Origin of the sequence: Hyunsoonleella rubra (assembly GCF_042684665.1) — a bacterium.
GTDB lineage: Bacteria > Bacteroidota > Bacteroidia > Flavobacteriales > Flavobacteriaceae > Jejuia > Jejuia rubra.
In genome coordinates, this window is the sequence record NZ_JBHULY010000005.1 from 495,209 (window position 1) to 517,864 (window position 22,656).

At 37.1% G+C, this 22,656-nt stretch carries 12 protein-coding genes; 11 read left to right on the plus strand and 1 reads right to left on the minus strand.

Features of this window, described 5'->3' with window-relative positions; all coding sequences use genetic code 11:
• The first annotated feature begins 2 nt into the window (after positions 1 to 2).
• Genes ACFSR8_RS03045 through ACFSR8_RS03060 form a run of 4 tightly spaced genes read left to right on the plus strand, consistent with a single transcriptional unit; the run spans position 3 to position 9,343 of the window.
• Positions 3 to 1,883 carry a sulfatase family protein gene (locus ACFSR8_RS03045; protein ID WP_380288895.1) on the plus strand — a complete coding sequence of 627 codons (1,881 nt, stop codon included), beginning with the start codon at positions 3 to 5 and terminating at the stop codon, positions 1,881 to 1,883.
• A 24-nt stretch (positions 1,884 to 1,907) separates the two neighbouring features.
• Positions 1,908 to 4,700 (plus strand): sugar-binding domain-containing protein, encoded by a 2,793-nt coding sequence (locus ACFSR8_RS03050; protein ID WP_380288897.1) that lies wholly within the window; start codon positions 1,908 to 1,910, stop codon positions 4,698 to 4,700.
• A 3-nt stretch (positions 4,701 to 4,703) separates the two neighbouring features.
• Positions 4,704 to 7,928: a glycoside hydrolase family 2 TIM barrel-domain containing protein gene (locus tag ACFSR8_RS03055; protein ID WP_380288899.1), complete on the plus strand. Its 3,225-nt coding sequence runs from the start codon at positions 4,704 to 4,706 to the stop codon at positions 7,926 to 7,928.
• A gap of 44 nt (positions 7,929 to 7,972) precedes the next feature.
• Positions 7,973 to 9,343 carry a sulfatase-like hydrolase/transferase gene (locus ACFSR8_RS03060; protein WP_380288901.1) on the plus strand — a complete coding sequence of 457 codons (1,371 nt, stop codon included), beginning with the start codon at positions 7,973 to 7,975 and terminating at the stop codon, positions 9,341 to 9,343.
• On the opposite strand, the gene ACFSR8_RS03065 is transcribed toward ACFSR8_RS03060, so the two are convergent.
• A complete protein-coding gene (locus tag ACFSR8_RS03065; protein ID WP_380288903.1) occupies positions 9,340 to 10,182 on the minus strand; it encodes an AraC family transcriptional regulator in 843 nt (280 codons plus the stop codon). The genes ACFSR8_RS03060 and ACFSR8_RS03065 overlap by 4 nt on opposite strands.
• A gap of 160 nt (positions 10,183 to 10,342) precedes the next feature.
• Between ACFSR8_RS03065 and ACFSR8_RS03070 the strand changes: the two genes are divergently transcribed.
• The 7 genes from ACFSR8_RS03070 (at position 10,343) to ACFSR8_RS03100 (ending at position 22,654) form a co-directional block, all read left to right on the plus strand.
• A complete protein-coding gene (locus ACFSR8_RS03070) occupies positions 10,343 to 11,299 on the plus strand; it encodes a dihydrodipicolinate synthase family protein (RefSeq protein WP_380288905.1) in 957 nt (318 codons plus the stop codon).
• Between the two features lie 72 nt (positions 11,300 to 11,371).
• Positions 11,372 to 12,904, plus strand: a complete 1,533-nt coding sequence (locus ACFSR8_RS03075; protein WP_380288907.1) for an aldehyde dehydrogenase (NADP(+)) — start codon at positions 11,372 to 11,374, stop codon at positions 12,902 to 12,904.
• Between the two features lie 14 nt (positions 12,905 to 12,918).
• Positions 12,919 to 14,679, plus strand: a complete 1,761-nt coding sequence (locus tag ACFSR8_RS03080) for a DUF885 domain-containing protein (RefSeq protein WP_380288909.1) — start codon at positions 12,919 to 12,921, stop codon at positions 14,677 to 14,679.
• Positions 14,672 to 15,682, plus strand: coding sequence for a 4-hydroxyproline epimerase (locus tag ACFSR8_RS03085; RefSeq protein ID WP_380288911.1), 1,011 nt, complete (start codon positions 14,672 to 14,674; stop codon positions 15,680 to 15,682). Before ACFSR8_RS03080 ends, ACFSR8_RS03085 begins: the two co-directional genes overlap by 8 nt.
• A 10-nt stretch (positions 15,683 to 15,692) precedes the next feature.
• Positions 15,693 to 17,957 (plus strand): S9 family peptidase, encoded by a 2,265-nt coding sequence (locus ACFSR8_RS03090; protein ID WP_380288913.1) that lies wholly within the window; start codon positions 15,693 to 15,695, stop codon positions 17,955 to 17,957.
• Positions 17,958 to 19,205: an NAD(P)/FAD-dependent oxidoreductase gene (locus tag ACFSR8_RS03095; RefSeq protein ID WP_380288915.1), complete on the plus strand. Its 1,248-nt coding sequence runs from the start codon at positions 17,958 to 17,960 to the stop codon at positions 19,203 to 19,205.
• A gap of 356 nt (positions 19,206 to 19,561) precedes the next feature.
• The gene (locus ACFSR8_RS03100; protein ID WP_380288917.1) at positions 19,562 to 22,654 is read left to right on the plus strand and encodes a T9SS type A sorting domain-containing protein; all 3,093 of its coding nucleotides are present in this window, start codon (positions 19,562 to 19,564) and stop codon (positions 22,652 to 22,654) included.
• Positions 22,655 to 22,656: the final 2 nt, after the last annotated feature.

The following is a 22,656-nucleotide window of genomic DNA, read 5'->3' on the forward strand; positions in this document are numbered from 1 at the left end:
GATTGAAATACCTGCCTTACATATTAGGTTTAATTATGCTCCTGTCATGCAAAACTCAGGACAAGCCCAATATTCTTTGGATAACGATTGAGGACACTTCACCTCAATTCATTGGTTGTTATGGCAATGAAAACGCGAGTACTCCAGTAATTGATAAATTGGCAGATGAGGGTATTCGTTTTACCAATGCTTTTTCAACTGGTACTGTCTGTGCGGCCAGCAGATCTACCATTATAACAGGAGTGCGAACCTTTAAAATGGGTACTGGGCATCAAAGAAGTCAGTATCCAATTCCAGATTACATCAAAGGTTTTCCATATTACTTAAAACAATTGGGGTATTACACCACCAACAATTACAAAACAGACTATAATATTGCCAACGAAAAAGATTTCATCAAAGAGTCGTGGGACGAGTGCTCTGGTAAAGCAACGTGGAAAGGGAGAAAAGAAGGTCAGCCTTTCTTTTCGGTATTTAATTTCCCAGAGTCGCACCAATCACGAACAATGTCTTGGACGTTTGAGCAATATGTAAAGCACGTTTGGAATCATTTACCAGAAGAAGACAGGATAGCCGATGATGCTTTTGAAATGCCTTCATTTTATAATGACACGCCCGAAATGCGCAAACAGTTCGCAAGAGTCTATAATTCTATTAAGTTAACGGATAATAGAATAGGGGAGTTATTGCAAAAGCTTGAAGACGATGGTTTAACAGATGACACCATTATTTTCTTTTATGCAGACCATGGTGAGGGGATTCCAAGAGGAAAAACTAACGGTATTAACCTTGGATATCGCGTGCCGTTTGTAGTTTGGTTTCCTGAAAAATACAAGTATTTATCGCCGTGGGAAACAGGCAAAACAACAGATAAGCTAATTAATTTTGAAGATTTAGGTCCCACCATGATTGATTTATTGGGAGGTGAAGTTCCCGAATATATGAAGGGGCAACGTCTTTTTAATGCTAATTCAGAATATGAGAAAGACCTATTATTACTTTCTACAGATAGGGTTGATAATGGTTTAGATTTGGTTAGAACCGTAACCGATGGGAAGTATGTGTATTCCAGAAACTACATGCCTTTTATACCCGAAGTGCGGTATATCAATTATTTAGAAATAGCCGACATTACTAAACACATGCGCAATGATTTAAAGCATGGTAAATTAAATGCATTTCAATCTGGCATTTTTGATGAGCGTCCCTACGAGATGCTTTATGATATTGAAAATGATATATGGGAGGAGCATAACTTAGCAGAGGATCCAAATTACAAATCCGTTTTAGAAAAGATGCGACAATTTATGGATAGTGAGCTTTTAAAAGCAAAAGATGTTATGTTTATGCCAGAATACGAAATGGTAAAACTTTCAGAAAAGCAAAATGCTTATGAGTATCGTTTAGATGAAACCAAGTATAATTTTGATGAAATTTATAAAGTAGCATCCTTATCAGGAAAGAAAGGTGAAGACATTATAAAATCTCAAATAGAGTATCTAAAGCATGACGATAAATTAGTGCGTTATTGGGCTAGTGTTGGATTAATGTCTCAAAATCCATCACAATTACAACCCTATGAATCAGAATTAAAGGAAGCGGTTCAAGATGATTATCCTCCTGTTGCCATAACAGCTTCAGCAATTTTATATAAGAAATTCAACAATAAAAATGCTGTAAAAGTTTTAAATAGCTTTAGTAAAAGTGACAACTGGCCTTTGGCTTTAATGAGTGTATATCACATGTTGTATTTTGAAGACAGAACGCCATTTGAATCTGCTATAGAAGAATTGCTTCAAGACAAAGATATTAATTGGCATGTAAAAAGTGCTTGCTTTGATTTTGAACGAAGCCAGAGCTTGAAAAAGGATATTAAAAGTTAGGAATACTAAACGATAAAGGTATAAATGATGAGATTATTTCACACCACTATTATAATGATTGTACTGTTTTTAAGTGCATGTACATCACCGAAAGTAGAACAAATCGATTTGTCTGGCGACTGGCAAGTTAAGCTAGACTCCACTAATGTTGCAGAAAGCGAAAATTGGGCGTCGTCTAAAATTGAAGGCACTTCAATTAGTTTACCAGGTACTTTGGATGATGCAGGTATCGGAACTCCCAATACTTTAGAGCCCGCCATTAACAATTATGTGATGTCTAATTTGGCAAGAAAACATCAATATATTGGCAAAGCGTGGTACCAAAAAGAGATAGAGATTCCTAGTGATTGGAAGGAAGACGCTATTATCTTAAGTTTAGAGCGCGTACTTTGGGAATCTAAGGTTTACATCGATGGGAAAAAAGTGGGTTCAGCTAACAGTTTAAGCGGTACACACGATTTTGAATTAAGTAGTTTAACTCCCGGAAAACACGCGCTTACCATAGTTATTGATAATTCCAATAAGTTTCCGGACATCAATGTGGCGGGCACAAAATATCCTGATAAAGTGAATCAGGATATGGCACATGCTTACACCAATCATACACAAATTAAGTGGAATGGTATTTTGGGAGATATTGTTTTAAAAGCTTCAAAAAAGAATAACCCGACAAACCTTCAAGTGTATCCGAGCAAGGATTTGGATAAATTGAAAATAACATTCAATCAGCCTATTTCAGAAGAACAACCAGTTGCTTTAGAAATTAAATCAATTGATGGTAATACTGTTTACAGTGAAAAAATAAAAGCTTCAAACGTTAAAGAAAATCAGTATACATTAGAAATTGATAGACCCGATGGCGTTGCGTTTTGGGATGAGTTTAATCCAAATTTATATGATGTTTTAGTAACTACTTCAACAGGAACTGTAAATACGCGTTTCGGTTACAAATTTGTGGCAAATGATAATGGAAACCTTACGTTGAATGGTACTCGTATCTTTTTACGCGGAAATTTAGAGTGTGTCATTTTTCCATTAACGGGTCACCCTCCAACCACAAAAGAAGAGTGGGCTAAGTTAATTGGTCAAGCCAAGGCTTATGGACTTAATCACTTGAGGTTTCATTCTTGGTGTCCGCCAAAATCGGCGTTCCAGGTTGCTGATGAAGCTGGATTTTATTTACAGGTAGAGTTACCGCATTGGAGTTTGAAATTTGGGGAAGATGCACAAACGGTTGAGTTTTTAAAATCTGAAGCCCATAAAATAATCAAGGATTATGGAAATCACCCCTCCTTTATTTTTATGGCTATGGGTAATGAACTTGAAGGCGATTTTGAACAACTTAACAGGTTAGTGGCAGAATTAAAACCTTTGGATAGTCGACATTTATATGCGACAACGGCATTCTCATTTCAACGTCCTGCAGGAACTCGCCCTGAGCTGGAAGATGAGTTTTTTATTGCGCAATGGACCAAAAATGGATGGATTCGTGGCCAAGGTGTCTTTAATAATAAACCACCACATTTTGATGCTGATTTTACTGCAGGTGCAGAGTTTGTTGAAATTCCGTTAGTGTCTCATGAAATCGGTCAGTATTCGGTGTACCCCGACATGAGCGAAATTGAAAAATACACGGGAGTTTTAGAACCGCTTAATTTTATCGCAGTAAGAAACGATTTGGAGAAAAAAGGTTTGCTGGACCTAGCTTCTGATTTCACCTATAACTCAGGAAAGTTGGCATCTATTTTATATAAAGAAGAAATTGAACGTGCCATGAAAACCCCAAGTTTTGATGGGTTTCAATTATTGCAATTGCAAGATTTTCCGGGTCAAGGTACGGCATTGGTCGGGTTGCTTAATGCCTTTTGGGAATCTAAAGGGGTGATTTCAGCAGAGGAATTTAGTCAGTTTAATAGCGAGTTGGTGCCTCTTTTAAGGTTTGAAAAAGCGGTTTACGAAAACGGTGAAACGTTTAAGGCCTCAGTTGAGATTGCTAATTTCTTTAAACCATTAAACAATCAAAATATAAATTGGAGTATCAGTGATGAAGCAGGTAAGGTACTAGTGAATTCTCAAATTCAAAACGTTAATTTAAGTATTGGGAACAATACCAATTTAGGCGAAATAGCCTATGGAGTAAAAACAGATTCAGCTAAAAAACTAAAGATAGAAGTCAGTTTGGAAGGCACCAAATACAAGAACTCATGGAATATTTGGGTGTATCCAAAAGACGTAACTTTATCTAACAAAAATGTAGTAGTAACCTCGTCTTTTGCTGTTGCGGAACAAGCGCTTAAAAAAGGCAGTAAAGTGTTGTTGAATCCAGATTTTAAAACCCTTCAGGGTATCGAAGGGCGCTTTGTACCTGTATTTTGGAGTCCTGTACATTTCCCAAACCAACCTGCAACAATGGGGGTAATGGTTGATGATAAGCATCCTGCTTTAAATAATTTCCCAACAGACACGCATAGCGATTGGCAATGGTGGGATTTATGTATCAATTCTAAATCAGTCATTACAGATTCTTTAAGTGTAACGCCAATAGTAAGGGTCATTGATAACTTCGTAACCAATCATCATTTGGCCAGTGTTTTTGAAGCCAAGGTGGGCGAAGGTACTTTGGTATTTTCATCCATTGATTTAATGTCAAATTTAGATGAAAGGCCCGTGGCAAGACAATTACGTCACAGTTTATTAAAGTATATGGATAGCGAAGCCTTTTCACCATCAGAAAGTGTGACTATTGAGGATTTAAAAGGTATCAAGCTCGATAAAAAGCAGGGTAAATTTTCTACCGAGGATATTTACGTCGATTAAAATATGAAACGGATTTCACGACTATTTCTAAAAATAGGTATTCTATGTTATGGTTTAATATGTCTTTTTTGTTGTGAGAGCTCACCTGCTGAGCACCCAATTTACAAGGCTTCGGTATGGAATAATCCAGAATGGGAAAATCCTGAAATATTTCAAATTAATAGAGAGCATCCCAGAGCAACATTTTATAATTTTCCGAGTATTCCGGAGGCTTTAGAAGGTAAAGACTGGCAAGCATCGCCGTTTTATCAATCTTTAAACGGCACCTGGGATTTTTACTATGCCGATTCTGTACAGGCAAGACCGGAAGAGTTTTATAAAACCGATTTCAGTGTAAAAGGTTGGGGTAAAATAGATGTGCCATCAAATTGGGAGCTACAAGGTTTTGGATTGCCAATCTACAGTAACATTAAATATTTGTTTCCCAAAAACCCACCGTTTATTAAGCATAGTTTAAACAACGTTGGGTCTTATAAAAGAAGTTTTACCCTTCCTAAAAACTTTGAGAATAAAGAAGTGTATCTGCATTTTGCAGGGATAAGTGGCGCGATGTACGTGTATCTTAATGGGCAATTTGTTGGCTATAATGAGGGCAGTAAAACTCCAGCCGAATTTAATATCACAAAGTTTGTTACTTCAGACGAAAATCAAATTGCTGTACAAGTGTTAAGGTGGTCTGATGCGAGCTATATTGAAGACCAAGATTTTTGGAGGCTTAGCGGTATAGAGCGTGATGTGTATCTGCGAGTAGAAAATTCAGTATCCATAAAAGACCTTCGGTTTAATGGCGATTTAAGTAATAACTATGCGCAAGGCGAATTTTCTTTGAATATTGATATTGAAAACAGGTCTAATTCCGACGAAGACAGATTTGTTCATGTTGAGTTATTAGATGACCAAACTGCTATATTTTCAGAAGAAAAGAAACTTAGTATAGCTTCAAATAGTCAACAATCTTTAAGTTTTACTACCAGTATTCCTAATGTAAAGGCTTGGACTGCTGAAACCCCAAACCTTTACACGCTACTGATAGCGATAAAAGATGAACATGGCAAAGTACAACAGGCCACAACGTTAAAAACAGGCTTCAGAAATATAAAAATAGAGAACAATCAATTTTTGGTAAACGGTAAACCAGTCTTAATAAAAGGGGTGAACTTGCACGATCACGACGAGGCAACGGGCCATGTAGTTAGTAAAGCTTTAACCTTGAGGGATTTGACGATAATGAAGCAGAATAACATCAATGCTATTCGCTGTAGTCATTATCCAAAGAATACGTTTTTCTACGATTTATGCGACCAATATGGTTTTTATGTGATTGACGAAGCCAATATAGAAACGCATGGTATGGGGACGACCAATCAAGGATTGGATAAAAAACCAGAGCTGAAGAAAGTGCATCCTGCATATCGCGAGGATTGGAAGCAGGCACACTTAGACCGTACTATTAGAATGTTTGAACGCGATAAGAACCACCCCTCAATTGTAACTTGGTCTTTAGGAAATGAAGCAGGAAATGGGGAGAATTTTTTCGCAACCTACCAGTGGTTAAAAAGCCACGATACTACACGCCCTGTTCAGTATGAAGGGGCGACTAAATATGAGAATACGGATATTCAAGCACCAATGTACGACCGTATTCCACAGTTAATTGAATACGTTAAAAACAATCCAAAGCGACCGCTTATCTTATGTGAATACTCCCATGCCATGGGAAATAGCCTCGGTAATTTTAAAGATTATTGGGATGTAATTCGAAAATATGATGTCTTACAAGGTGGCTTTATTTGGGATTGGGTAGACCAAGGTTTGGTGGCAGAAACAGAAGACGGTACTAAATATTGGGGGTATGGTGGCGATTTTGGAGCTTCACACTTGCATAACGATGCTAACTTTTGCTTAAATGGAATAGTAAACCCCGATAGAACTCCGCATCCAGGATTGGAAGAGCTAAAAAAAGTGTATCAAAATATTCAATTTTCAGATATTGATTTTAAATCAGGGGAAGTTAAAATTACCAATGAATACTTTTTTACCAATCTAAACCACTTTAAAATAGATTGGGAACTCTTTAGAGAAGGAGAAAAGGTAACTTCAGGAAGTTTAGGGGTTTTAGATATTGCTCCCCAAGCATCCAAAGCAGTACAAATAGAATTACCTGAGCTTGACTACAGCAAAAATGAGTATACACTTAATTTTTCAGCAAAAACCGACAAGGAATTACCTTTGTTATCAAAAGGGTTTCCTCTAGCTAAGGCACAATTTATAGTAGGTAAGTACACGCCTGAATTTAAGACGAACACAAAAAGCACCTTTTCGGTTTCTACAACTGAAAAGGACATTCTTTTCAAATCAAATGACTTTACAGCAAGTTTTGATAAGACCTCTGGCGAGCTATCCAGTCTAGATTATGGCACTGGAAATATCATCTTAAAAGTTATAACTTCTAACTTTTGGAGAGCGACAACGGATAACGATTTTGGGTTTAACATGCCAAAGCATTTTGGTATTTGGAAAAAAGCTACCGAGAATAAAGAATTGACATCTTTTATTTTAAAAAGTGAAACATCAACTCATGATATGTCATCAACAAAAGAAATAAATCTTGAATCGCATTCTATTCATCTGGAAGTAAACTATAAGTTATCTGATGATATCGCAACACTACAAATGTCATATAAAATTAATGCATCAGGGCAAATTATGGTAAAATGCACATTACTTAATGTTAAAAACGGATTGCCAAATATGCCTCGATTTGGCACAAATTTTATAGTTGATAAATCGTTAAATCAGGTCAATTGGTACGGTCGAGGACCTTTAGAAAACTATCAAGATCGGAAGACATCCCAATTTGTTGGCAATTATAAGGCGTCGGTTTCAGAATTATATTATCCATACATCAGACCTCAAGAAAATGGCTATAGAACCGATATACGCTGGGTAACGTTTACCAATGCCGAAGGAAAAGGTGTCAAAATAATGGGGCCTGAATTTCTAAGTTTTAGTGCGCATCATCAATACAATTCAGACTTTGATGCTGGTGAAACCAAACAACAACGACATACTATTGATATTATCGAAAGAGATTTGGTCAACATTAATATAGACCATGCACAAATGGGTGTTGGAGGTGATACCAGTTGGTGGACAAGACCTTTGGAGCAATACCAAATTAAGGCAATAGACCAATCGTTTTCTTATTTTATCATCCCAATTAAATAGTCCTATTTTCATAAATGAATCGTTTTTTCTCAATATGTGTTTTGATGTTTCTACTGCTATTTGCGTGTAAATCAAAAACAGAGATTTCAAAAAGCGAACCACCAAATATCATAATTATTTTGGTTGACGATGCAGGCTACGTGGATTTTGGATTCATGGGCAGTAAAGATTTAGAAACACCAAATATTGATGCTTTGGCTAAAAGTGGAGTGGTGTTTACCGATGCCCATGTAAGTGCCACGGTTTGTGCGCCATCCAGAGCTGGATTAATCACAGGGAAATATCAACAGCGTTTTGGATTTGAAGCCAATGGAACGGGCGGTATCGGGCTTAGTGATGATGTTGTAACTATGGCAGATGTATTTAAAACCAATGGTTATAATACTTATGCTCTAGGGAAGTGGCACTTAGGCGAAGATGCCTCAGACCATCCAAACAACAGGGGTTTTGATGAGTTTTATGGGTTTTTAGCTGGCAGTCGTTCTTACTTTCCTTTAGAAAATCCTTCTAAAGCGCAGATGCTTCAACATAATGGGAAGCGTGTGGTGTTTGAAGGTTATATGACTGATGTATTGGGCGACCAATCAGTTAATTATATCCAGGAAAGTGCTGATAAACCATTTTTTATGTATTTGTCCTACAATGCTGTGCATACACCAATGCATGCAAAAGTGGAGCATCTAAAGAAATTTAAATACCATCCGAGAAAGGAATTGGCTTCTATGACGTGGAGCTTGGATGAAAATATTGGAAAACTTATCAAGGAATTAGAAGATTCTTGTAAAAGAAATAATACCTTAATCTATTTTTTAAGTGATAATGGTGGCGCACACAATAATCAGTCATTTGTAGGGACACTAAAAGGGTGGAAAGGTAATAAGTTTGAGGGCGGACATCGTGTGCCTTTTGTAATGAGTTGGCCAAATCATTTACAACCAAAAACTTTTGATGGACTCACGTCTTCACTTGATATTTTTACAACATCCTTGAGTGCCTCCGGAATTGAAAAACCAAAAGATTTAACCTTGGATGGAGTTAATTTATTACCATTCTTAAAAAATGAAAAACAAGTAAATCCTCATGAAGTTTTATTTTGGAGAAAATTGGATGAATCAGCCGTAAGAAGGGATGATTCAAAACTAATTCAGCTTGAGGGATATGGTTCTGTGCTTTACGATTTGAATTTGGATTTAGGAGAAACCAAAGATATTTCCTTAATAAATACTAACAAACTTCAAGAATTACAAACGCAATACAAAAAGTGGGAAGCAACACTTGTGGCGCCATTGTGGGATGAGAGTAAGCCTTGGATGGAGGTAACCTATCATATCCACAAACAACTCATGCAAAATAAGGAGCCAGATTATAAAGATATTTGGAGTCCAGCCTTTAAGAATCGAAATGAATTTGATTAAACTCTCTCCCTTACTTGAGAGGGTGCATACCCCTTTACCCGCTTATACTGCCTGTTAAAATTTGATAAATTTTGAAACCCCGAAAGTTCAGCAATTTCAACAATAGGCAAATCGGTTTGTTGCTCCAATAATCGAGTGGCATGCTCCACACGTATTTCATTTAAAAACGTAATATAGGTTTTGTTAGTGCGTTTTTTAAAATATTTACAAAAAGCGTTTTTGGTCATGTTGGCAACATTGGCAATGGTTTCCAAAGTAATAGTGGTTTTGTAATGGGCCATAGTATATTCAAAAACATCACGCATTCTGTTACCCTCGTTATCGGAATAGGCTTTGGCATAAATAAAAGTAGATAATGAAGTATAACGTGCTTCACTTCCAATTTTTAAGAGTTGCATCAAAATAATAAGTCGCTCTAATTGACTAGCAGTTTCGGTTTTTAGAATTAAATCGGTAGCCCATCTTTTTTTTGAATTAATTTTGAATCCATATTCTGAACGCTTAAAAAAATTAGAAACTTCTCTAAGTTCATTCAACTTAAAAAAGGCATCACCCAATAACTGTTTTGAGAAAAATATCGTGAACATTCTAGATTGTTTTTTCTTTTGAGTATCACTATTAAATACATGCGGAATATTGCTCCCTATCACCAAAATATCACCTACCTTATACCGATTTATGGTGTCTCCAACTATCAAATTACCTTCGCCAGAAAGGATTAAACTAATTTGGATTTCTTCATGCTGATGTAATTTTCCAAAAAAAGTCGCTCCCCTGTCTTCTTGAAAAACAACAGCATTTAACTCGGGTTTAGGTATTTTAAAGGGTAAAACCTTCATGGTTATTCTCAATTCTCATATTAAAATACATGAATAATATTCCAAAAATATAAAATAATATAAATAAATGGATAATATAATATTAAAAATGAATAATTTAGTAGTACTGTTGGTAGTAATATTTATATAGTTTTATAACTCATTAAAAAGATGGAATAATATGAAATCCAATTGGGATGGTGTAATGCCTGCGGTGTTTACATGGTTGAGAGAGTCAAAATCTGGCACTCTTGAAATTGACTTTGATACAACGCAAAAGCAGGCCTCAGGTATTTTAAAAGCTCAAGGAAAGGGCGGAAGCAGAATGAGCGGACTTGTCGGTTCTGGTACTCTGGGAGAGAACAGCTACCTAAGTACCAAACAGCGTCTTTCTTTACTTAAATCCCTTTCTGAGGTTGCTAAGGAATACAATGTTCCTTTAATCAGCGGCGCTTCAGCAGAAACTAAGGAAGAGCTTGCCAAAATTATTGAAGGACTTGCAACCGTCGGAGTTGATACAGTTATGGTCATGCCGCCAAAAACTAAGGAGGTGCCTTCTGAAAAAAAAATGTATGAGTATTATGAACTTTCTGAAGCAACTGCAAACAATGTGGGTGTAACAATGATGCCTTATAACAACCCTGATGCAGCTGGTTACCATTCGCTTTCAACAGATCTTCTTTTAAGACTTTCTGTGCTTCCTAAAGTAACTGCTCTTAAAATATCGACTATAGATGTTTCAATTATTGAAACGCTGATGCTAGAGAACAAAGATTTAAAAGTTTTAGCAGGAGTAGATACAGTCACTGTACATGCAGGACTTGCTGGAGCATGTGGTGGGATTACAGGTGTAGGGAATATCTTCCCAAAAGCAAGTGTTACCATGCAGGAATATGTTTTAAATGGAGAATGGGCTGAGGCAAATAAAATTTCTCAGGCTTTAAATTCCATATCGTATTTGGATGCTCAGCCTCTGCTTTTGGAATATCTTAAACTTGCAATGGGAATTCACCATAATGATGTTGCTGGAGGGTTGCGTACCTTTGGTAAGAAATTAACTAAACAGCAAATTGATGATGTAAGAGCAAGATATATTCTGGCAAAAGAAAGACTTGAAGCACTGGACTTAATAAGTTGATTCTTTTAAATTGTCAAAAAAGGAAGTTTGCAAACGAATAAATTTGGATAAAGAATAAAAAAATAAGTAAATATGATTACAGGAAAAAACTATATCGGACGAGCCTTAAAAGCCTCTAGTACTAATACATACAAAACCGTCAATCCGAAACTAAACATCGAGAATCCAACCGAATTTTACGATGCAACGAATAGCGAGATTGACGAAGCCGTAAACCTAGCTTGGGACGCTTTTAAAGTTTACCGAAAAGTATCGGGAGCAAAACGTTCAGCCTTTTTAAATGCCATAGCAGATGAAATTTTAGCATTGGACCAAATGCTTATCGACATGTATATGTCCGAATCTGGACTGCCCGAAGGACGTGCTATTGGCGAGCGTGGAAGAACCATTTTTCAATTGCGTTCTTTTGCTGAATTAATTCATAGTGAAGATTGGCGTGATAATGTTTTTGACGAAGCCCAACCCAACAGAGAGCCACTGCCAAAAGCAGATTTGAGAAAAACCTCCATTCCATTAGGGCCAGTAGTGGTATTGGGAGCGAGTAATTTTCCATTGGCATTTTCAACCGCAGGGGGTGATACGGCGAGTGCTTTGGCCTCAGGTTGTCCAGTTATTGTAAAATCGCACCCCATGCATTCAGGTACGGGAGAGTTGGTAGCAAAGGCAGTCATAAAAGCAATGAAAACTGCAGGTATGCCCAATGGTGTATTTTCAAATTTAAACGGAAAAAGCACTGAGGTGGGTACCGCTTTAGTACAACATCCAAAAGTAAAAGCTGTAGGTTTTACAGGGAGCGCTATGGGTGGAAGAGCTTTATTTGATTTAGCCTCAAAACGCGAAGAACCCATACCAGTTTTTGCCGAAATGGGAAGTATAAATCCTGTAGTTATCTCGCCAAAAGCTCTCGAAAATCGTTCTGAAGCTTTGGCAACCCAATACGCCAATTCCATTACTTTGGGTACAGGGCAATTTTGTACTAATCCAGGGTTGCTTTTGACAATTGATGGTGAGAAAACTCAGAATTTTATTGAGGATTTGGCTAAAAAAACGGTAGATATAGAGGCGCAATGTATGTTGCATCCAAATATTAAAAAGGGCTTTGTGCAAAATGGCGCCAAGGTATCATCTCAAAAAGGCGCTGAAACTATTGCTAAAATTGAAGCTGAAGTTGCACCAAATTATGCACCATCGCAAATTGTAAGTGTTTCAGGAAAAGACTTTTTAGACAATCCAAACTTACAACAAGAGGTGTTCGGCCCTTTTTCGTTAGTCGTAAAAACTAAGGACGAGGCAGAACTTATCAAAATAATAGAAAATTTAGAAGGTCAATTAACAGGAACTATCATTGCTGAAGAAGACGAATATGCACAACTTCATAACATTGTTGATGCTCTTGAGGACAGAGTAGGACGATTAATTTTTAATGGTGTACCGACAGGTGTAGAAGTATGTCCGTCCATGCAACATGGTGGGCCTTATCCGGCGTCAACCGATTCTAGATTCACAGCAGTAGGTACAAACTCCATAAAACGCTGGGTGCGTCCTGTGAGTTATCAATCCTTTCCAAAGGAATTATTACCAGAGGCTTTGAAAATCCAGTACTAAACAACAAAATCGACATGAATAGAATAGATTTTATTTTTACCGAAAGCAAAAATTATAGAATAGTTCTGCTCATATCGTTTTTGCTTTTTGTTTCGCATACTACCTCCCAAAACGTCAATAATTCTGAGTTTTTAAAAAATATTATAGACAGCTATCAGGACCATAAAGGTTTTGACGAAAAAGAATTTCCTTTAGGAGTCTTTACGAAAGAATATTACAAAACTGAAGCCGAATTTGCGCAATCGAAGTTGGAAGAACTATCAAACATTAATGTTGATAAATTAACCGAAACTGAGCAGATTTCTTATGAACTTCTCAAATTTGTGCTTCAGGATAAAATTGACTTTTACAGATTTGAATGTTACTTAAATCCATTACTTTCTGACTCTGGATTTCATAATAATTTGACCTATAACGTAAGACCTTTAACAAATTATATCCAAGTGAAAACCTATTTGAATACCCTTAATGCGATTCCTGATTTTGTAGATCAGCATTTCGCGAATTTGCGTGAAGGTTTAGAAAAAGGTGTTTCCCAATCTAGGGTTATTTTCAACGGTTATGAGTCAACATACAAAGACCATATTGTTGATGATTATAAAGATAGTTTTTATTATTCCCCATTTAAAAATCTTCCACGAAGTTTAACTCAATCTCAAAAGGATTCGATCCTTAAAGTTGCTAAATATGTTATTGAAGGTATAGTAACTCCTCAATTTAAGAGAATAAAATCTTTTTTTGAGACAGAGTACCTTCCAAAAACGAGAACCAGTTTAGGGGCCTTAAACCTGCCCAATGGAAAGGATTTTTATCAAAACAGAATTAATTACTACACCACAAGCACAAAATACACCGCTGATGATATCCACCATATAGGACTAAAGGAAGTGGCTCGCATTAAGCTTGAAATGCAGGCCATAATAAACGACCTTAATTTTAATGGGGATTTTCTGGATTTCTTAGAATTTTTAAGATCAGATGAACAATTTTATGCCAAAAGTGCAAAAGAATTGTTGATGATAGCCAGAGACATGTCTAAGCGAGCCGACGCACAACTGCCCAAGTTCTTTAAAACTTTACCAAGAAAACCCTACGGGGTTAATCCTGTGCCTGACGCCATAGCTCCAAAATATACTGGAGGGCGCTATGTGGAAACGACTACGAAGAGCACAGACCCCGGTTATTATTGGGTAAATACTTATAATTTGCCTAGTCGCCCATTATACACTTTACCTTCATTAACGGTACACGAAGCCGTGCCAGGCCATCACCTTCAGATTAGTTTGAATAACGAATTGGGAGATAGTATCCCTAAATTTAGAAGAGATTTATACCTGTCTGCTTATGGTGAGGGGTGGGGCTTATATTCTGAATTTTTGGCGGATGAAATGGGGATGTACACAACACCCTATGAGCAATTTGGAAGACTTACCTATGAAATGTGGCGTGCGTGCAGATTGGTTGTAGATACTGGTATTCATGCCAAAGGATGGACGCGGGAAGAAGTGATAGATTACATGGCTTCGAACACAGCGCTATCCATGCACGAAATAAATACAGAAACAGATCGCTATATTTCATGGCCAGGACAAGCCCTATCCTATAAAATGGGAGAACTTAAAATTAGGGCACTTCGGAAGAAAGCTGAAGAAGCCTTGGGGCAAAAGTTCGATATTCGAGAGTTTCATGAGATTATTTTAGAACAAGGGACGGTTACTTTGCCCATTTTAGAAAATCGTGTCATCAACTATATAGATCGTGTAAAAAATGAGTAGAAGCACTTTTGTTTGTATTGATGGGCACACCTGCGGAAATCCAGTTCGAGTGATTAAACATGGGGGTCCTGAATTGATTGGTGCCAATATGAGCGAAAAGCGACAGCATTTTTTAAAGGAATTCGATTGGATTCGTAAAGGCCTAATGTTCGAACCGCGTGGGCACGATATGATGAGTGGCAGTATTTTGTATCCGCCTCACAATCCCGAAAATGATGTCGCCGTATTGTTTATTGAAACCTCTGGCTGTTTGCCCATGTGTGGTCATGGGACCATTGGAACAATTACCATTGCTATTGAAGAAGGCTTGATAGCCCCAAAAACACCTGGTAAAATTAAAATGGAAGCCCCTGCGGGATTAGTTGAAATTGAATACCACCAAACCGGCAAAAAGGTGGATTGGGTGCGATTAACCAATGTAAAAAGTTATTTGGCCGAGGAAGGTTTAACCATAGATTGTCCCGAATTGGGAGAACTAATCTTTGACGTGGCTTATGGGGGCAATTTTTATGCTATTATTGATCCTCAGCCTAATTTTTTTGGTATTCAGAATTATTCTGCAAGTAAATTGATTCAGTACTCGCAGGTATTACGGCAAGCCATAAATCAAAAATATCCCCTTACATTTATTCATCCAGAAAATGACACCATCAGAGACGTGTCGCACTTACTTTGGACTGGAAGCCCATTGGACCCTAATTCTTCAGGAAGAAACGCTGTATTTTATGGCGATAAGGCCATCGATAGGAGTCCCTGCGGTACAGGAACATCGGCAAGAATGGCGCAACTTTTTGCTAAAGGTAAGTTAGAGGTGGGCGAGGAATTTATTCATGAGAGTTTTATAGGGAGTAAATTTATTGGTCGTGTGGAGGCTGAAGCCTTTATTTTGGAGAAACCAGCAATCATACCAAGCATTAAAGGTTGGGCTAAAATTTATGGGTATAATACCATTATTATCGATGAGGAAGATGACCCCTATGCACATGGTTTTCAAGTAATTTAATATTGTTAGTATGAAACATCTCATAAATTTAGCGCTTTTTATTTTTCTAAGTTTTTTCTATGGTAATGGGCAGAATTTAACCTTGGAAGATTATGAAAGAGCAGTAAGCTATAGTTATAGTAATGCCTATAATAAATCAATCTTCAATTTGCATACTCAAGTCAACTGGTTTGAAAATAAATCTGGACTGTGGTTTGTTGAGTATTCAGATGAAGGGAAGCGATACAAAAAGTACAGTTTTAGAAGAAACAAAACCAAGCTGTTTTTTGATCATAACAAGCTTGCAAAATCACTTAGTAATATTGTGAAGGACACTGTAAGTGCCAATCAATTAAATCTGTCAAAAATTGAATTAATTGACGATGTAATAATTTCTTTTAGCGCATTTGATAAAACATTCAATTTAAATTTAGAGACTTACGAGCTCGAGCAGAAAGAGAAAGACAAGAAAAAAGAGCCAAAGAATAAATTCGAAAAAAAATCACCCGATGGAAAATGGGTAGCATATACAAAGGATTATAACCTCTTTATAAAATCTGTCACAACCGGTGAGGAGTTTAAATTGAGTAACGACGGCAAAAAAAATTATGAGTACGCTAGTTATTATGGTTGGTTCGATATAATGCAAGGTGAAAATGGTGAGCGACCAAAACGGTTTGCGGTCAATTGGTCACCAGACTCCAAATGGCTGGCTACAAGTATTATTGATTTGCAACAGGCAGAAAAAATGTATCTTTTGGACTGGAGTTTAGATTCTTTGTACAAACCAAAATTATTATCCTACTATCGTGGTTCTCCAGGAGATACAACAATGGTATATGTGCAACCTGTATTTTATAATATTGAAACGAAACAGGAGGTAAAAACAAAGCTTCCAAAAAATACTCATATTAACCAAGTTTCAGTTCGCTGGTCAGATAGTTCGGGTATTTTTTATGCTGATTATATGGAGCGAGGTTTCAAAACTACGTTTGTTAAAGAAATTGATTTGAACACAAATTCCGAACGTATCTTAATCAAGGAAACTAGTGAAACTAATATTGATAATTTTGATTATGAAATTCTGGGAAAGAAAGGTAGATTAATATTTCTTTCTCAACAAAGCGGATGGCGACAACTTTATAGTTTGGACTTAATAACTAGTAAAATCACACCGCTTACAAACGGTAATTATTTTATAAATGATATAGGTTACATCGATGAAGATAATGGCGTGGTTTATTTCTTGGCTTCAGGTAAAGAAGATGGTGAAATTCCATATCATCAAAAGTTATACAAAGTATCCTTAAAAGGAAAAGTAACCTTATTGACCCCCGAAAAAGGACACCATGATATTTCCTTTTCTGAGGATGGACTCTATTTTGCAGATAATTATTCAACCGTTCAAATTCCAACAAAAACGGTTCTCAGGAGATCTAAAAATGGTAAAGTTTTAGTAAAATTGACACAAGCGGATGTATCAAAGGTCATTTCCAAAGGATGGAAGGTGCCGGAGGTTTTTCAGCTTACAGCTAAAGATGGTAAAACCACTATTTACGGTGCTATTTGGAAGCCCACAAATTTTGATAGCTTAAAATCGTACCCCATAATAGATGCTACATATACAGGGCCGCATACTCAACGATTCCCTAAATCTTTCCGTTCTGCATTTTACAATCAAGATCTTTCGGAATTAGGTTTTATAATAATGCAAGTTGATGGCTTGGGCACTTCGGGGCGCTCTAAAGCATTTTTAAATTACTCTTATAAAGACATGGGCAACAATTTGGAAGATCATGTTTTAGCGATTAAATATTTAGGAGAAAAATACAAATGGATAGATACTGAAAAAGTTGGAGTATTTGGACACTCCGCTGGTGGTTATGACACTGGAAGGGCCATGACTGCATATCCTGATGTTTATAAAGTCGGTGTGGCTAGCTCTGGAGACCATGACTTTAGAATGGAAAAAGCGTGGTGGCCAGAAATGTACCAAGGGTGGCCGGTTGATGAAACTTACGAAGCAGTGTCAAATATTACCAATGCCAAAAATTTAAAAGGAAAATTGTTGTTAGTTCACGGTGGTTTAGATGATAATGTAAACCCCTCGGCTACATTTAAGTTTGCTGAAGCTTTAATTAAGGCTGATAAGGATTTTGATATGTTAATAATTCCAAGTCAGCGACATGGTTACGTTGGCAAGTACCGAGATTATTTCATTAAAAGGCGTTGGAATTATTTTGTTGAACACCTCTTAGGTGAAAAGCCCATTTGGAATTTTAGTCTAAAGCTATAAATGAGCAAAACTGTTATTGTTATAGGTGGTGGAATTATAGGTTTGTGTTCGGCCTATTATCTTCATAAAGAAGGACATCAAGTTACGGTTATTGATAAATCTAACATGGATTCCGGAGCATCCCATGTCAATGCGGGTTACATTACGCCTAGTCATTTTATTTCCTTAGCATCACCTGGTACTTTATCAAAAGGTATTAAATGGATGTTTAATTCTAAAAGTCCGCTTTATATTAAACCAAGATTAGATTTAGAGTTTTTGAAATGGTCTTGGGCGTTTAAGAAATCTGCAACACCTTCAAAAGTAGAAAAAGCCATTAAACCACTATTGGATATCAATCTGCTAAGTAGAGAATTATATGAAGATTTGCATCAATCGGGAGACTTTAATTTTCACTATGAGAAAAAAGGCCTTTTGATGTGCTACAAGACAGATAAGGTAGGCGAAGAAGAATGGGAGGTAGGTAAACGTGGCATACAAGAAGGGCTTAAGGTGGAGCATTTGTCTCAAAATGAGGTTTCGAAATTAGAACCTAAAGCTAATCTAAATATAAAAGGAGCGGTATATTATCATTCTGATGCTCACATGACACCAAATAACTTTATGGAAGAAATGATAGCTTATTTGAAAAAATGTGGGGTCTCAATTATAAAAAATGAAGAAGTTGTTGATTTCGAAATGGACAATCAAAACATTTCAGAAGTAATCACCAGTACCCAACAGTTATCATGCGATGAAGTGGTTTTGGCAACTGGAAGTTGGAGCCCAATAATTAGTAAAAAATTAGGTTTAAAACTGCTCGTTCAGGCTGGAAAAGGCTACTCCATTAATATAAGAAAAGACACTAATATTAGGGTTCCAGCTATATTGTGCGAAGCAAAAGTGGCAGTAACGCCAATGAATGGTTTTACGCGTTTTGCTGGTACTATGGAATTATCAGGGATTAATCACCGAGTTAATCCTGCACGTGTAAAAGCCATTGCGGAAGCAAGTGCTAAGTATTATAGCCAACTCAATATTACTTCAGAAGAGAAAGTAAAAGCGAAATGTGGTTTACGACCCTGTAGTCCTGATGGATTGCCTTATATCGGTAAAACTTCAAAATACAAAAACCTAACTATTGCAACAGGGCATGCGATGATGGGTTGGAGCCTAGGGCCGGCAACTGGTAAATTGATTTCAGATGTAATTTCTGATAATAAACCTGTTGTGAGCCTTTCTGATTTTCACCCCGAAAGAACGTTTTAGGGATTTCCGTAACATTTTGGGTTATTGAAGTTGTTTTAAAGCTTTCGATTTAAGCTCAATTTTCCCTGTTCATATAATACTAGGAAACTAAGTGATTTTGTGAATGAATGTTTTGACTTTGCATTATACGCTACCTTTTGCTATTCAATAATTTTAGACCGGTTTAACATTGTTTGCCCTATTTTATATTAGCACACGTGTAATTTATGATGTTATGGTATTAACGATTCTTTTAGATAAACCTAAACCCGATTTTATATCAATAAAGTAGTATTGTCTATGTTTAGGGTAGTATTTTTTATGTTTTTGTACTGCCTTTGGATTAACTTTATGCTTCCATACTAACTAAGGACATTATGATAAAGAAAACTACACAACGACTGTTATTCGTCGGTATATTTCTGGTTACGGGTATATTTATTTTCAGAAATTTTTCCAATCCTAATGCCGACTTATCAGAATATGATTATGGTGCTGACAATGAGTACTATGCAGAGGAAACCCCTGAAGAAATAGCTTATGAAATGGCTATGGACGAACTTGCACTTCCAAAGCCGTTTAACTTTCAAAATTTAAAAGGAGAGGCCCTAGATACATACAACTCAAAATATCGGGCTTTCGAAAAATCGAATTTTAAGTTTGGCAGTACGCAAGACTTTCAGGCTTATTTAAAAACTGCAAAGCAAAATATGTCCATGCCACCACCAGATAAATATTTTTATGCTAACAATACGCTTTCGGGTAGATGGGACCAAAAGTATTTAAACATGTCGTCTACAACAAACCCGGGCTATAGCGAAGGTGGTTTTAGAACCGATGGGTCTTTGTACGATCCTGTAAATGAAGAAATGTACATTGTGTCTTTTGCAGGTCATATCTATAAAATTGATGAAAGTGCGCCTGTAAAATGGTCACTTAGAAACCATTCTAAAAGTTTTGAAGGCGATAAATTTAATGGTGTGAATCTTGCCGATGGTTCATTTAGATTGCTAAATCAAAAGAGTAATGGGGCTATGGAGTTTTCAGATGATGAGGGCCGAACATGGATGGATGCCAATGGTGCTTTTTTTGAAAGTGGCGCCAACTATACGACCCTAGTCACCAAAAAAGATAGCGGAAAGCGAATCGTTGCCCACGGCGCCAGAAGGGATGCATCGCGAGGAAATGCTTGGTACGATTTCGTATATATATCGACGGACTATGGTTTAAATTATACTACTTCGGCACTAAGTTTTCAGAGCAATGCTTTTGATGTTGAAATTTTAAAACCGCATGGCAGTAGGGATGTTTACCTTTTTGCGAGAAGAGTTAGCGATTCAAAATTATACATTTATAAAATGGCAGAGGGTGATGATGACTTTTCTTTAATCCTTGAGCCAACAACTACGGTTGAAAAATTAGATTCTGTTCAAGGTACAACGGTTGGAGGCGTAACTCATTTTTATATTAGTTATAATAATACCACCATTTTCTATTCTGGAGATGAGGGTGCCACATGGACACAAAGCGTTACTTCAAGTGACACAGGTAGAAACATAATAGAAGTGCATCCTACTCAACCAAATATTGTGTTTAAAGGCTTTGTAGAACTTTGGATATCTACAGATTATGGTGTGAATTGGACCCGAAACCAACATGTTTTGAGTAATAATGACATTTATGTTTGGGATTTACAGCATTTTAAAACCTTCGATAAAGAAGATGGTGGTTTTTTTACGATATCCGGCTACGATTTTGGTACCTATTATTCAACCACACCCGAGGACTGGAATTCTTGGACCAGCGTAAGTAGAGGCAACCCAACAACCATGTGTTATGACGCAGAGACCAGCGAAAAATATAATTTGGTTTTTACCGCCAACCAAGACAGGGGTTCACAAAGTTTTTCAGGTGATAATGACTATGACAAAAGCGTCCCAATACCAGCTTCAAGAGAAGCAAATACTGATGTACTTAGGGTTACAGTGGCAAACGGTGGAGAGTCCGCATGGTATTGGTATTATTTTGGTACCATTGGCAGAAGTTCAGTCGCTGATGGAGGGGACTATACAAAAGTGACAAGAACAGATTTTTATGGAAACTGGGCGGCTACCAGTTTGATACCCTCTCCAAATGATAGTGAAGATGCGGTTTATATTCCTTGGGGGAATGGTCTGCAGAAAATTATTTATAATGGAAGCGCCGTAGTAAGGGAATTACACCCTTATGAATTTAATGGCCCAATTTCGAGTTTTGGTTATTCAAAGGTTAACAAAAACCGTTGGTATGTGGGATTAAAATCTGGACAGTTAATGTACTCCACCGATGGAGGAAACTCCTTTTCGGCATCAAGTCTTTCCGGTGGCACTTGGCCACAGCAGGATGATTCGCATAGAAAGCGACGGCAAGTTATTGCTACCAGCCCTATAGATGAGGCCACGATGTATTATGCAGGCAAGGGCAGTAACTTTTTAATTACTGTGGATGGCGGAAAAACGTTTACCAATCACAATTCAGGGTTAAACGTTGCGCGCATTTCAGAACTGGATGCCTCGCCTAATGGTCAGTATATCTTTGCCGCCTGCGAATTTGATGGGGCTTGGGTGTATTCCGTTCAGCAAGATAGATGGTTTAAGATGGATGGCCTAGATGTTCCGGACGCTTTGGGGTATACGGATGTGCAATTTATAGAGTCTGAAAATGCAATAAGATTTGCTACCTACGGCAGCGGTGTGTTGGATTTTATTTTGGATCAGGACTTTTCCGAGATTTTTGTGGCCGCCGACAATTTTACTATTGAGACTATTGACGAAACCTGCCAAGGTAAAAATGGGCAAATCAAAATCGATACAAAATTTAGGCACAACTATAATGTTACTATCGCAGGGATAAATTACGATTTTAATGAGGTTTTAAATATTCCAAACATGAAGCCCGGTGCATATAATGTTTGCATAGGAATAAATAATACGTCTTATCAATATTGTATTGACCTTGAGGTGAAAGCCTCTGATCTTCTTACGGGTAAATTTACATCTACAAAAGTTGGAAAGATAGCAGTAGATATTAAGTCTGGAACTGCCCCTTACAAAGTTTTTGTTAATGACAAACAGGTGCTTGAGACCAGCCAAACCTCTTTTGAAATTCCAGCAAATGATGGTGATATCATCAATATTGAGGCAAAGGCCTCTTGCGAGGGTAAATTGACAAAAGTTATGGATTCTTCAGGGGCTTTAAAGGCGTTTCCAAATCCCGTGATAGATCGTTTTGAGTTGAGCATTCCTGAAACCAAAAAGGCAAAGGTCAATTTAGAATTGTATTCCATCACTTCGGGTCTTGTGTCTAAAAAGGAATATCCCGTGGTGGGAGGTAAGGTAAATGTGGATATGCAGGAGTTTCCCTCCGGTATTTACTTCGTTAGATTATCGGATTCAAAAACTCCTAAAACATTAAAAATTGTCAAGAAATAAAA